Annotated in this window: 11 protein-coding genes; 7 read left to right on the top strand and 4 right to left on the bottom strand. The window is 64.8% G+C overall.

What is annotated here, in order from left to right; genetic code table 11:
- Window positions 1-2 precede the first annotated feature (2 nt).
- Window positions 3-1,265 carry a 4-coumarate--CoA ligase gene (pcl, locus tag CHB88_RS01300; protein ID WP_089397482.1) on the top strand — a complete coding sequence of 421 codons (1,263 nt, stop codon included), beginning with the start codon at window positions 3-5 and terminating at the stop codon, window positions 1,263-1,265.
- 291 nt (window positions 1,266-1,556) lie between these two features.
- Here the strand turns inward: pcl and CHB88_RS01295 are convergent, their stop codons facing one another.
- Window positions 1,557-2,492, bottom strand: a complete 936-nt coding sequence (locus CHB88_RS01295) for a Tim44 domain-containing protein (protein ID WP_245844630.1) — start codon at window positions 2,490-2,492, stop codon at window positions 1,557-1,559.
- Window positions 2,493-2,778: 286 nt separating this feature from the next.
- Here CHB88_RS01295 and CHB88_RS01290 point away from each other — a divergent pair, with 286 nt between their 5' ends.
- Window positions 2,779-3,219, top strand: coding sequence for a nucleotide pyrophosphohydrolase (locus tag CHB88_RS01290; protein ID WP_245844628.1), 441 nt, complete (start codon window positions 2,779-2,781; stop codon window positions 3,217-3,219).
- Between the two features lie 175 nt (window positions 3,220-3,394).
- Here the strand turns inward: CHB88_RS01290 and gyrB are convergent, their stop codons facing one another.
- The 3 genes from gyrB to dnaA form a co-directional block, all read right to left on the bottom strand.
- On the bottom strand, window positions 3,395-5,893 hold the full coding sequence (gene gyrB, locus CHB88_RS01285) for a DNA topoisomerase (ATP-hydrolyzing) subunit B (RefSeq protein ID WP_089397480.1): 2,499 nt from the start codon (window positions 5,891-5,893) through the stop codon (window positions 3,395-3,397).
- Window positions 5,894-6,104: 211 nt separating this feature from the next.
- Window positions 6,105-7,211 carry a DNA polymerase III subunit beta gene (gene dnaN / locus CHB88_RS01280; protein ID WP_089397479.1) on the bottom strand — a complete coding sequence of 369 codons (1,107 nt, stop codon included), beginning with the start codon at window positions 7,209-7,211 and terminating at the stop codon, window positions 6,105-6,107.
- A 224-nt stretch (window positions 7,212-7,435) separates the two neighbouring features.
- Window positions 7,436-8,830 carry a chromosomal replication initiator protein DnaA gene (gene dnaA / locus CHB88_RS01275; protein WP_217900112.1) on the bottom strand — a complete coding sequence of 465 codons (1,395 nt, stop codon included), beginning with the start codon at window positions 8,828-8,830 and terminating at the stop codon, window positions 7,436-7,438.
- A 384-nt stretch (window positions 8,831-9,214) separates the two neighbouring features.
- On the opposite strand from dnaA, the gene rpmH reads away from it, so the two are divergent.
- From rpmH to mnmE, 5 genes are all read left to right on the top strand, one after another.
- Window positions 9,215-9,349, top strand: coding sequence for a 50S ribosomal protein L34 (gene rpmH, locus CHB88_RS01270; protein ID WP_089397477.1), 135 nt, complete (start codon window positions 9,215-9,217; stop codon window positions 9,347-9,349).
- A gap of 27 nt (window positions 9,350-9,376) precedes the next feature.
- Window positions 9,377-9,766, top strand: a complete 390-nt coding sequence (gene rnpA, locus CHB88_RS01265) for a ribonuclease P protein component (RefSeq protein ID WP_089397476.1) — start codon at window positions 9,377-9,379, stop codon at window positions 9,764-9,766.
- Entirely contained in the window at window positions 9,763-10,017 is a 255-nt protein-coding gene (gene yidD, locus CHB88_RS01260) for a membrane protein insertion efficiency factor YidD (protein WP_089397475.1), read from the top strand. Before rnpA ends, yidD begins: the two co-directional genes overlap by 4 nt.
- A 24-nt stretch (window positions 10,018-10,041) precedes the next feature.
- Window positions 10,042-11,724 (top strand): membrane protein insertase YidC, encoded by a 1,683-nt coding sequence (gene yidC, locus CHB88_RS01255; RefSeq protein ID WP_089397474.1) that lies wholly within the window; start codon window positions 10,042-10,044, stop codon window positions 11,722-11,724.
- A gap of 88 nt (window positions 11,725-11,812) precedes the next feature.
- Window positions 11,813-13,198: a tRNA uridine-5-carboxymethylaminomethyl(34) synthesis GTPase MnmE gene (mnmE, locus tag CHB88_RS01250; RefSeq protein ID WP_089397849.1), complete on the top strand. Its 1,386-nt coding sequence runs from the start codon at window positions 11,813-11,815 to the stop codon at window positions 13,196-13,198.
- Window positions 13,199-13,237 lie beyond the last annotated feature (39 nt).

Below are 13,237 nucleotides of genomic sequence, written 5' to 3'. Positions count from 1 at the left end.
ACATGCCTGCCGCGACGACCCTGCTGCCCCAGGAGCAGGACTGGTGGAGCCGCGACGACGCCCTGCGCCGCTTCGTTTGCGATCTGGTCGCCGACGAACTCGCGCGGCTGCGGCCGGACGGCGCCTGCCTGCCGCCGCGGCCCTGGCCTGAGGATTTCTCCCTGGACCGCGACGCCGGCTGCGACTCGCTGGAACTGGTGGCGCTCGGCGCGGCGCTGGCCGAAGCCATTCATCTGCACGAAAGCGGCATCGAGGATTATCTGCTGGCACGGCGCACGATCGGCGAGTGGACCGCCATCGCCGCCGCCGGACTGGCGCACTTCTCGGCACGCCTGACCTTCCGCACCTCCGGCAGCACCGGCCTGCCGAAGCCCTGCATCCATCCGCTGGCGCATCTGCGGCAGGAAACCGCCGAGCTGGCCCGGCTGCTTGCCGGCGCGCGGCGCATCCTTTCGGCGGTGCCCAGCCACCACATCTACGGCTTCCTGTTCACGATTCTGCTGCCGCAGCAGCTCGGCGGCATTCCGGTGCTGGACGTGCGCGCCAGCTCGCCGGCGAGCTTGGCGCGACTCTGCCAGCCGGGCGATCTGATCGTCGGCCATCCGGAATTCTGGCGCGCGCTGCTGCGCGCCCTGCCTGCGATGCCGACGGGCGTGACCGGCGTCACGTCCACCGCGCCCTGCCCGGCGGAGGTCGCCGACGGCGTCAGCGCGCTCGGCCTGGTTCGCCTGATACAGATTTACGGATCTTCCGAAACCGCAGGCATCGGCTGGCGCAGCGCCAGCGATGCCTCCTACCGGCTGTTCGGGCACTGGTCCCGCAGCGGCGAAGATGCGCTCGAACGCACGCTACCCGAAGGCGGCAGCTTGCACGTCGAGGTCCAGGACCAGCTTGCCTGGGACGACGAGCACCGCTTCCGCATCGAAGGACGGCGCGACGGCGCGGTGCAGGTGGGTGGCATCAACGTCTTCCCGGAGCGCGTGCGGCAAGTGCTGCTGCAGCATCCACAGGTGGCGGAAGCGGCCGTGCGCCTGATGCAGCCGCATGAAGGCAACCGGCTCAAGGCCTTCATCGTGCCGCGCGGGCGTGGCAGCGACGATGCGGCATTTCGGCGGGAGCTGGAGCAATGGATGGCGCCGCGCCTGAGCGCCGCCGAGCGGCCGCGCTCGCTGCGCTTCGGCCCGGCCCTGGCGCGCAATGCGATGGGCAAGCCAGCCGACTGGCCGCTTGCTGTCGGGGCGACTGCGGCTGTGGAGCCTGAATAAGCGATCGGCCGGAAGCTCCGCGTCTCGCCGTGATCGCTGATCGCTGATCAGCGTATCGGCGACCGGCGAGCGTGGATCAGCGCCTGACGGGGCGGAGCCGCTGCGGGCACGTCGAAGACATTCGGCAACCACATTCGGCAACCGCACCGTCGCATCCCCGCACTGGCTTTCCTGCTGCGCTTCGGCGCGGCATCCACGAAAAAAAACCGTTCGCAGGTTGCTGCGAACGGTTGTTAAAGCCGGAGGGAGTCTTCCGGCCGATCTGGTTGACGGTCCGTTACCTGGACATGTTTAGGACAGCTGCTGGATGCCGGCCAGGACCCAGCCGCCATTGCCCTTCACCGGCTTGGCCAGGTTCCAGACTTCGGCGAAAGGCTCGGCAGCCGCGTTTTCCGCTTCCTTGATCATGCCGTCGAAGCGGACGCTGGCGAGATAGTCGTTGCCCACGGTTTCCATGCCGAGCAGTTGCGCATCCAGCGAAACCACGTCGGTATGGTTGCCCGCCACGCCGCGTTCCTGCAGCTGCAGCCGGAGTTCGCCGAACATCTCGGGCGTAGTGAACTCGCGCAGGTCGTCCACATTGCCTTTGTCCCACGACGCTTGCAGGCGGATGAAATACGTTTTGGCCTGGCGCAGGAAGCCCTGGGTGTCGAAGTCCGCCGGCACGCCCCACGGCGCCTGTTCGGCCGGCGCTTCCGCCGTCGCGGTGGTGCCGGTGGAATTCAACGCGGCAGGCTGAACCGGTTCCAGGCGCGAGCCGATTTCCGGCGTGGCCGCTCCGGTGCCGGCATAGGCCGGCTGCCAGTTGCCGCCAGCAGGCGATGCGCCCGCGTCGGTTTTGCGCTTGAACATGCGGTAGATGAACATCGCCGCCAAGGCGAGCAGGGCCACCATCAGCAGGGTGCTGATCATGCTGGCCATGGCGCCGCCGAGGCCGAAGTGCGACAGCAGGGCGCCGAGGCCGAGACCAAGCAGGGCGCCGCCGAGGATGCCCTTCCAGGGGCTAGCGGGCTTGGGCGGGGTGGCCGCAGGCGTTGCGGCCGGCGCGGCGGGCTTGGCGGCGGCGGGCGCCGCCTGGCTGGCCGCAGGCGACTGGGCCTGGCGCGCCACGCTTTGCGACTGCTTGCCCGACGACGAGCCGCCGCCCAGGCGCTTGGCTTGCGCATCGGTGACGACCATGGACAGGGCACTCACCGCGACCATCAAACCGCCTAAGAATTTCTTCACATTTCCTCCAGTTGAACAGGACTTGCCGGCAAGCCGGCCAGGCGCCTGACGGGAGATCAGGTCCTCATGCCGTCGGGCGCGTCGCTTGGGCAGGGTACGCCGGCCGTTTGGCGCCGGATCCGCCGCTTTTGCAACGAGCCTATCCTACGTGGGGCATCCTCCTGTAAAAAGCGAAGAAAACAAGAGGTTGGGTGCGGAAAATCCTAACAACCTTCATGAGGCGACCGAGACTTTTGGATTGCTTGCTCAGGCTCATGCGAGAATGCGCGCCGGAGCGGCCTCAGCCTTGCCGCCTCTGCAGCTTCCCCCCACCGCTTCCAACACCGATGCCATGACCGATCTCCAGTCTCTCACCGCCGACCTGCTGCGCTTTCGCGATGAGCGCGACTGGAAGCAGTTCCATACCTTGAAGGACCTCATCATTTCGCTCAACCTGGAAGCCGGCGAACTGCTTGAACTGACGCAATGGAAGCCGGAGGATCAGCTGCAGGCGCTGAAGGCCGATGCGGGTTTCATGGAAGCGCTTGGCGATGAATGCGCCGACGTGCTGCTCTATCTGCTACTGGTGGCCAACGAGGCCGGGATCGATCTGGCCGAAGCAGCGCGGCGCAAGATCGGGAAGAACGCGCTGAAGTATCCGGTGGCCCAGGCGCGCGGGAGCGCGCGCAAGTACAACGCGCCGGGCGATGCCGGCAGGAGCGGCGCGGACGAGGGCATCGGCTCCTGAGGGGCTGCCGCGTTTTCGGGTTCAGGCGTCCGCGGCGCGACGAGGCTCGGCATGCATCCGGCCCTGCTCGCATCGGCCCGTGCATCGCAGACAAAGCCACGCCGATTCCATCGGGCGTAAAAAAACAGGACTCTTGCGAGTCCTGTTTCTGCGTACGCTTGAAGCGGATGGAAAATCAAACGTCGATATTCCCCGCCTGCAGCGCATTCAGCTCGATGAACGCCCGGCGCGGTTCGACATCGTCGCCCATCAGGGTGGTGAAGATCTGGTCGGCGGCGATGGCATCCTCGATCTGCACCTTCAGCAGGCGACGCACGTTCGGGTCCATGGTGGTTTCCCACAGCTGTTCCGGATTCATCTCGCCCAGGCCCTTGTAGCGCTGCTTGGTGACGCCGCGCTCGGCTTCCTCGCGCAGCCAGTTCATGGCTTCGTGGAAATCGCGGATGGCGGCTTCCTTGGCGCGATCGCCCTGGCCGCGGCGCACCAGCGCGCCCTGGCCGATCAGGCCCTTGAAGGTGGCGGCCGCCGTGGCCAGCACCTGGTAGTCGGCGCTGGCGACGAAATCGGCGTCGAGCACCGACAGCTTCAGGTTGCCATGATGGCGGCGCTGAATCTTGAGCGCATGCTTGTCCGACAGCTCGTCGGAAGCGGCGACCACCGATACCGTCGGATCGTTGATGGCGGCGGCCAGCGCGGCGGCGGACGCCTGGGCGCGCTCGGCGTCGCCGAGGTCGAGCGCCACGCCATTCATGATGGCCGACAGGGCCGCCTCGTCCATCGCGCGCGACAGGCGCATGATGATGGCGTTGGCGGTGTTGTACTGGCGCACCAGCTCGGACAGCGCGTCGCCGGTGATGGCCTCGGCGCCGTCGGCCGGAATCAGCTGGGCGTCGTGCAGCGCGATCTGCATCATGTAGGCCGCCTCCTCCACGTCGTCCTTCAGGTAGCGCTCGTCCTTGCCGTGCTTGACCTTGTACAGCGGCGGCTGGGCGATGTAGACGTGGCCGCGCTCGACCAGCTGCGGCATCTGCCGATACAGCAGGGTCAGCAGCAGGGTGCGGATGTGGGCGCCGTCGACGTCGGCGTCGGTCATGATGATGATGCGGTGGTAGCGCAGCTTCTCGACGTTGAACTCGTCCGGGCCGATGGAGGTGCCGAGGGTGGCGATCAGGGTGGTGATCTGCTCGCTGGAGAGCATCTTCTCGAAGCGCGCCTTTTCCACGTTCAGCACCTTGCCGCGCAGCGGCAGGATGGCCTGGAACTTGCGGTCGCGGCCCTGCTTGGCGGAGCCGCCGGCGGAGTCGCCCTCGACGATGTACAGCTCGCACAGCGCCGGATCCTTTTCCTGGCAGTCGGCCAGCTTGGCGGACAGGCCGAGGCCGTCCATCACGCCCTTGCGCCGGGTCAGCTCGCGCGCCTTGCGCGCCGCCTCGCGGGCGCGGGCGGCTTCGACGATCTTGCCGCAGATGATTTTGGCGTCGTTCGGCTTTTCCATCAGGAAGTCGGTCAGGGTCTTCGCGACGATTTCCTCGACCGGGCCGCGCACTTCGGAGGAGACCAGCTTGTCCTTGGTCTGGGAGCTGAACTTCGGCTCCGGCACCTTGACCGACAGCACGCAGGTCAGGCCTTCGCGCATGTCGTCGCCGGTGACTTCGACCTTGGCCTTCTTGGCCAGCTCGTTTTCCTCGATGTACTTGTTGATGACGCGGGTCATCGCCGCGCGCAGGCCGGTCAGGTGAGTGCCGCCGTCACGCTGCGGGATGTTGTTGGTGAAGCACAGCACCTGCTCGTTGAAGGCATCGTTCCACTGCATCGAGACGTCGACGCCGATGGTGGTGCCCTGGTCCGAGGCCTTCTCGCCGGTGGCCTGGAAGATGGTCGGGTGCAGCACGTTCTTGTTCTTGTTGATGTACTCGACGAAGCCGCGGGTGCCGCCCTCGAAGGCGAAATCCTCTTCCTTGCCGGTGCGCTGGTCGGTCAGCTTGATGTGCACGCCGTTGTTGAGGAAGGACAGCTCGCGGATGCGCTTGGCCAGGATGTCGTAGTGGAACTCGACATGGGTGAAGATTTCCTCGTCGGCCCAGAAGTGCACCTCGGTGCCGCGCTTGTCGGTCTCGCCGATGACCTTGATCGGGGAAACCTGCACGCCGTCCTGCTGCTCCAGTTCGCGGTTCTGCACCGCGCCCCGTGCGAATTCCATGGTGTGGACCTTGCCGTCGCGGCGGATGGTGAGCTTGAGCAGCTTGGACAGGGCGTTGACGCAGGACACGCCGACGCCGTGCAGGCCGCCGGACACCTTGTAGGAATTCTGGTCGAACTTGCCGCCGGCGTGCAGCTCGGTCATCACGATCTCGGCCGCGCTGCGCTTCGGATCATGCTTGTCGTCCCACTTGATGCCGGTGGGGATGCCGCGGCCGTTGTCGGTGATGGAGATCGAGTTGTCGGCGTGGATGGTGACATGGATCTCGGTGCAGTAGCCGGCCAGCGCTTCATCGATGGAGTTGTCCAGCACCTCGAACACGAGGTGGTGCAGGCCGGTGCCGTCGGAGGTGTCGCCGATGTACATGCCGGGGCGCTTGCGCACCGCCTCCAAGCCTTCCAGGATCTGGATCGACGAGGCGCCGTACTGGCTTTGCTGCGGCTGGGTGGTGGTTTCTTGGGGAATCGCGGACATGGCTGCTTTCTGTAAATCGGGTTACAACTAAAGAACGAAATGCTTTTCGATGCGGCGCATCCGGCTGCCGGCGAACCCGTTCGCCCAGGGATGCGTGGCGAAGCCGCCGCCGCAGTCAAAGCCCGGCATGCCGATCTGCATGCCTGTCAATGAATTCAACATGACGGAAAGGCGCGCTCCCGCGGCGCGCCCATCCTTGCTGCTGTGTCGATCAGATCCGCATCGGCATGACGACATACTTGAAGTCGGGGTTCTCGGGAACCGTGATCAGCGCCGATGAATTGGCGTCGCCCAGGGCGATGTTGACGCTCTCGCACTTGAGGTTGTTGAGCACGTCCAGCAGGTAGCCGACGTTGAAGCCGATGTCGATGCTGTCGCCGCCGTAGTCGAGCTCGATCTCTTCCACCGCCTCTTCCTGGTCGGCGTTGGTGGAGCTGATCTTCAGGCTGCCCGGACTGATGATGCAACGCACGCCCTTGAACTTGTCGCTGGTCATGATGGCGGCGCGCTGCAGGGAGCGCAGCAGCTGCTCGCGGTCGATGGTGAAGTTGTTCTTGTAGCCCTTCGGGATCACGCGGGTGTAATCCGGGAACTTGCCTTCCACCAGCTTGGAGATCAGCTCGATGTCGGCGAAGGTCAGCTTCACCTGGTTGTTGGCGATGTCCAGGCGCACCGGCTCGTCGGCGTCGTCCAGCAGGCGCTGCAGTTCGAGGATGGTCTTGCGTGGGATGATCACTTCCTGGCGCGGGAATTCTTCCTCGGTCTGCACCTGGCAGAAGGCGAGGCGGTGGCCGTCGGTGGCGACCGCGATCACGTTCTTGCCGTCCACCACCAGCAGCAGGCCGTTGAGGTAATAGCGGATGTCCTGCTGGGCCATGGAGAAGTGGACCATGTTGAACAGGTGCTTGAGCATTTTCTGCGGCAGCGTCACGCTGGCGTTGAAGTGCTCGGCCTGGGCCACGGTCGGGAATTCTTCCGCCGCCAGCGTCTGCAGGGCGAAGCGCGACTTGCCCGACTGGACCGTCATGCGCTTGTTGGCCAGCGACAGGGTGACGTCGCCGAAATCCGGCAGGGCGCGCAGGATGTCGAGCAGCTTGCGCGCGGCGACGGTGGTGGCCACTGATTCGCCGGCAGTGCCGACGTCGGCATGGGTCGTGATCTGCACTTCGATATCGGTCGACAGGAAAGACACCTTCTCGCCTTCCTTGCGGATGAGGATATTGGCCAGAATCGGCAGCGTGTGCCGACGCTCGACAATACCGCTCACGATCTGCAGTGGGCGTAGCAGGGCGTCCCTGGGGGATTTAACCAATTGCATGCTTTGATCCTTCTAGTAATAGTTGAGACCTTTTTGGCGTAGCCGGCGTACTGCTTCCACTCCCTGAATGCCGGCAAAACCGTTTCCATTCTGACAGAAAAAAACTTGCTCAATTCAAGCGAAAAAACAACGCGGGCAGACTGCGATTCCTTCCGCCTTACCGCTTCTTCATTGCATCTTTACTGCTTGCCAAAAACTTATCCACAAGCCGCTAGGCAGGCGGGCTAGCCTTTCAGCGTCTGCTCCAGCACATGCAGCTCGTGGTTGATTTCCGGATTCTTGCTGCGGTCGGCGGCGATCTTGCGCACCGCATGCAGCACGGTGGTGTGGTCGCGGCCGCCGAAGAGTTCGCCGATTTCCGGCAGGCTCTTCTGCGTCAATTCCTTGGCCAGGTACATCGCGATCTGGCGCGGCCGGGCGATATTGGCCGGGCGCTTCTTCGAATACATGTCGGCGACCTTGATGTTGAAGAAGTCGGCCACCGTCTTCTGGATGTTCTCCACCGAGATCTGCCGGTTTTGCACGGAAAGCAGGTCCTTCAGCGCTTCCTTCACCACGTCGATGGTGATGTCCTTGCCGTGGAAACGGGAGTAGGCCAGGATCTTGCGCAGCGCGCCTTCCAGCTCGCGCACGTTGGAGCGCAGGTGCTTGGCGACGAAAAAGGCAACGTCGTCGGACAGCGTGACGCTTTCCTGCGCCGCCTTCTTCAGCAGGATCGCCACCCGCATTTCCAGCTCCGGCGGCTCGACCGCTACCGTGAGGCCGGAGTCGAAGCGGGAAATCAGCCGGTCATCCATGCCGGTAATTTCCTTCGGATAGGTATCGCTGGTGATGATGATCTGCTTCTTGGCGGCGATCAGCGCTTCGAACGCATAGAAGAACTCTTCCTGCGTGCGGTTCTTGCCGGCGAAGAACTGGATATCGTCGATCAGCAGCAGGTCGAGCGAATGGTAGTAGCGCTTGAAGTCGTCGAAGCCCTTGCGCTGGTAAGCGGTCACTACGTCGCGAACATACTGTTCTGCGTGGATGTAGCGGATCCGGACACTGGGATTGTCGGCCATCACCTGGTTGCCGATGGCATGGATCAGGTGGGTCTTGCCGAGGCCGACGCCGCCGTACAGGAACAGCGGGTTGTAGGACACGCCCGGATTGTTGGCGACCTGAATGGCGGCGGCGCGGGCCAGCTGGTTGGCCTTGCCGGTGACGAAGCTGTCGAAAGTGAGCGCCTCGTTGATGCGGCTCTGCTCGCGGCGGTTGTCTGCCACGGGCGGAGGCGGCGCTTCCGGCATGGCGGCCGGCTCGGCATTCATCTGGCCGCCGCGCGGGCCGAGCGGCATGGCGCTGGGCGCGGAGGGTGCCGGCTTGCGCAGGCCGCCGGCGCGCGGGTCGAGCACGAACTGCACGTCCACCGGCGCTTCCCAGTACTGGGCGGCGAGAGAGGTGATGCGGCTGGCGAACTGGGTCTTGACCCAGTCCAGTTTGAACCGGTTCGGCGCGGCGATCCGCAGGCGGCCATCCTCGTAATCGAGGGGCACCAGCGGCTTGATCCAGGCGCTGAACTGCTGCGGCGTCAATTCCTGCTCAAGGGTAGCCGAGCAGCTTTGCCAGAAATTCTCCATGAAACCGTCTTGTAATGGGGTGTGGGAAACGACTTTTCTTTCTTTGGATTCCATTGCGTCGGACGCTCCCTGGTATCCGTTGCACCGGCCGCCGGACAGGCTCGCTCGGTGACTTTGATGTGGTCATTTATTGAACAGGAGCGAGCCACACAATTACCTCCATTCTACTCCTGACGGGCAAAGTTATCCACAGGCCGGGCGGTTTTCGCCAAAAAGCCGCGCTTCTTGCTTGAATGTCCAGGAAGTGGTAAGTGATTGACAGAGAAGCAGAAAGTAGAGTCTAATTCAGGGTTCACCAAATACCGTGTTGCTCTGCGGATGTTTTGACAATGCCGAGCCGCGGAAACGAATTTTCCGACTCTTTGCCGATTAGCGAGATTAACAATGAAACGTACCTACCAACCTTCCGTCGTCCGTCGCAAGCGCACCCACGGCTTCCGTGCCCGCATGGCTACCCGCAGCGGCCGCGCCATCCTGAACGCCCGCCGCGCCAAGGGCCGCAAGCGCCTGGCCGTCTAAGTTCAGACCAAGCCTGACACTGCTGGCGTGACCGGAGATTTCTCGCGCGATCGTCGCATCGTAAAAACGGATGAGTTCTCATCCGTTTTTCGTTTGCGGCCCGCCTACCGGACCGCGCACTTCGTGCTCTACACCCGCCGCACCCAGCTTCCCCACGCCCGGCTCGGCGTGGTGGCCGCCAAGCGCTTCGCGCCGCGCGCCGTCACCCGCAATACCATCAAGCGCATCACCCGCGAATTGTTCCGGCAAAGCGCGCTGCCTGCGCTCGACTGCATCGTCCGCCTGTCCAAGCCGGTCAACACCCGGCAGGACCCGGCCACGACCGGCCGGCTGAAGGCGGAGCTGCGGGCCGAACTGCAGCGGCTGCTGGCCTCGGCCTCGCGCCGGGAAGCGGACGACGCCGGGAGCGCGACGTGAGCCGGCTGCTGCTGCTCCTGCTGCGCGGCTACCAGCTGGGCATCAGCCCGTTCCTCGGCAGCCGCTGCCGCTTTCATCCCAGCTGCTCCAGCTACGCCATGCAGGCCATCGCCGAGCATGGCGCCGGCCGGGGCATGCTGCTGGCGGGCCGGCGGCTGTGCAATTGCCATCCCTGGCATCCGGGCGGTTACGATCCGGTGCCGCCGAAAGCCGCCGCGGGCCAGCCTTGCCGCGGCTGCGGCCATTCCTGAATTCCTGTTCCTTCAAACACACTTATGCAAATCCAACGTACCGTCCTCTGGGTTGTGTTCTCGTTGTCCCTGCTCATCCTCTGGGACAACTGGATGCGCTACAACGGCAAGCCGTCGATGTTCTTCCCGAATGCCACCCAGACCGCCAAGCCGGCCGGCGGCGCTGCGCCCGCCGACGCCAATCAGGCCGGCAGCGCCAAGTCGGACGTGCCGCAGGCCAGCGCGACCAGCGCCGCCACCGCGCCGGCACCGGGCGCCGTGCCGAACGCCGCGCCCGCCGCTGCCCAGGGACAGCGCGTGACCATCACCACCGATGTGTTCAAGGCCGACATCGACACCCTCGGCGGCGACCTGAAGCGCCTGGAACTGCTGAAGCACAAGGACCCGGTCGATCCGACCAAGAACATGGTGCTGTTCGAGTCCACGCCGACCCACACCTATCTCGGCCAGACCGGCCTGATCGGCGGCGCCTTCCCCAACCACAAGACGGCCTTCGCCGCCCGTCCGGGCGAGCGCGCCCTCGGCGCCGGCAACGAGCTGCAGCTGGTGCTGGAAGCGGAGCAGAACGGCGTCAAGCTGGTGAAGACCTATACCTTCCACCGCGGCGACTACACCATCGGCCTGCGCCATGACGTCGTCAACGGCAGCGGCGCGCCGGTCTCGCCCTCGCTCTACATGCAGCTGGTGCGCGACGGCAGCAAGCCGGCCGGCGAATCGCGCTTCTACAGCACCTTCACCGGCCCGGCCACCTATACCGACGCCGACAAGTTCCACAAGATCGACTTCTCCGACATCGACAAAGGCAAGGTCAAGGCCACCAGCACCGCCGACGACGGCTGGATCGCGCTGGTGCAGCACTACTTCGTCTCGGCGCTGGTGCCGCCCGAGAAGATGAAGCGCGAAACCTACATCAAGAAGCTGGACGAGAACCTGTACGCCATCGGCGACATTCTGCCCCTGGCCGCCGTCGCCCCGGGCGCCACCGCCAGCGTCGACGCCAAGCTGTATTCCGGCCCGCAGGTCGCCGAGACCCTGGAAAAGGTCGCTCCCGGCCTGGAACTGGTGAAGGACTACGGCTGGCTGACCATCATCGCCAAGCCGATCTTCTGGCTGATGGAGCACATCTACGCGGTGCTCGGCAACTGGGGCTGGACCATCATCGTGCTGACCATCCTGATCAAGCTGGCCTTCTTCCCGCTGTCGGCGGCGAGCTATCGCAGCATGGCCAAGATGAAGACGGTGACGCCGAAGATGCAATCCATCCGCGAGCGCTTCAAATCCGATCCGCAGAAGATGAACCAGGCCATGATGGAGCTGTACCGCACCGAGAAGATCAACCCGCTCGGCGGCTGCCTGCCGATCGCGGTGCAGATCCCGGTCTTCATCGCCCTGTACTGGGTGCTGCTGGCCTCGGTCGAGATGCGCGGCGCGCCGTGGCTGGGCTGGATCCATGACCTCACCGCCCCGGACCCGTTCTACATCCTGCCGGTGCTGATGGCGGTGTCGATGTTCGTGCAGACCAAGCTCAACCCGACCCCGCCGGACCCGGTGCAGGCGAAGGTGATGATGGTGATGCCGATCGTGTTCTCGGTCATGTTCTTCTTCTTCCCGGCCGGCCTCGTGCTGTACTGGGTGGTGAACAACCTGTTGTCGATCGCCCAGCAATGGGTCATCACCCGCAAGATCCAGACCGCCCAGCCGGCCTGACGATATCTCTTACGCAGCAAGAGCCCGTGGCCAAGGTCACGGGCTTTTTTCATTCATGGCCGAGAACATCGGCGCTAGAATTCCGCTCATGAACTACGACTCTTCTCCCATCGCCGCCATCGCCACCGCGCCCGGCCGCGGCGGCATCGGCGTGGTGCGCCTCTCCGGCAAGCACCTCGACCCCGTGATGCAGGCGCTGTGCGGCACGCGCGAACTCAAGCCGCGCTACGCCACCTACCTGCCGTTCCTGAACGCCGACGGCAGCGCGATCGACCAGGGCCTGGCGATCTACTTCAAGGCGCCGCATTCCTATACCGGCGAGGATGTATTGGAGCTGCAGGGCCACGGCGGCCCGGTGGTGATGCAGATGCTGCTGGCACGCTGCATCGAGGCGGGACAGGAGATCGGCCTGCGCCTGGCGCAGCCGGGCGAGTTCACCCACCGCGCCTTTTTGAACGACAAGCTCGACCTGGCCCAGGCCGAGGCGGTGGCCGACCTCATCGAAGCCTCCACCGAGGCGGCGGCCAAATCGGCCTCGCAATCGCTGTCCGGCGTGTTTTCGAAAACCATCCACGACCTGGTGGAGCAAGTGGTGCACCTGCGCATGCTGGTGGAAGCGACCCTGGATTTCCCGGAGGAGGAGATCGACTTCCTGGAGAAGTCCGACGCGCGCGGCCAGCTCAAGCGCATCCGGGAAAAGCTGGCGGAAATCTTCGGCCAGGCAGCTCAGGGCGCGCTGCTGCGCGAAGGCCTGAACGTGGTGCTGGCGGGGCAGCCGAACGTCGGCAAGTCGTCATTGCTGAATGCGCTGGCCGGGTCCGACGTCGCCATCGTCACGCCGATCGCCGGCACCACCCGCGACAAGGTAACCGAAACCATTCAGATGGAAGGCATTCCGCTCAACATCATCGACACCGCCGGCATCCGCCATGCGGGCGACGAGGTGGAGCGCATCGGCATCGAACGCACCTGGGGCGAAGTGAGCAAGGCCGACGTCATCCTGCATCTGCTCGACGCCAGCCGCGGCCCGACCCGGGCCGACGAGGACATCGTGGAAAGATTGCCGGCCAACGTGCCGGTGCTGCGCATCTGGAACAAGATCGACCTGTCCGGCCACAAGCCGGCGCTCGATCGCAGCAGCGACGGCACGCACATCTACCTGTCCGCCGCCGAGGGCACCGGCATGGAGCTGCTGCGCACGGAGCTGCTGCGGGTGGCCGGCTGGCAGCAGACCGGCGAATCGCGCTTCCTGGCGCGCGAGCGCCACCTGCTGGCGCTGAAGGCCGCCGCCAATCACCTCGAGATGGCGGACGAGTTCGCCAACGCCGACAATGGCCAGACCAACGACCAGGCGCTCGACCTGCTGGCGGAGGAACTGCGCCTGGCGCAGGAACGGCTGAACAGCATCACCGGGGAGTTCACCTCGGATGATCTGCTGGGGGTGATCTTCAGCCGGTTTTGCATCGGTAAGTAATATCCATCACTCCCCGCACCGACATCATCGATCGCCGGT

Origin of the sequence: Noviherbaspirillum humi (genome assembly GCF_900188095.1) — a bacterium.
Classification (GTDB): Bacteria; Pseudomonadota; Gammaproteobacteria; order Burkholderiales; family Burkholderiaceae_D; genus Noviherbaspirillum; species Noviherbaspirillum humi.
This window is presented reverse-complemented; position numbering and strand designations above follow the sequence as displayed.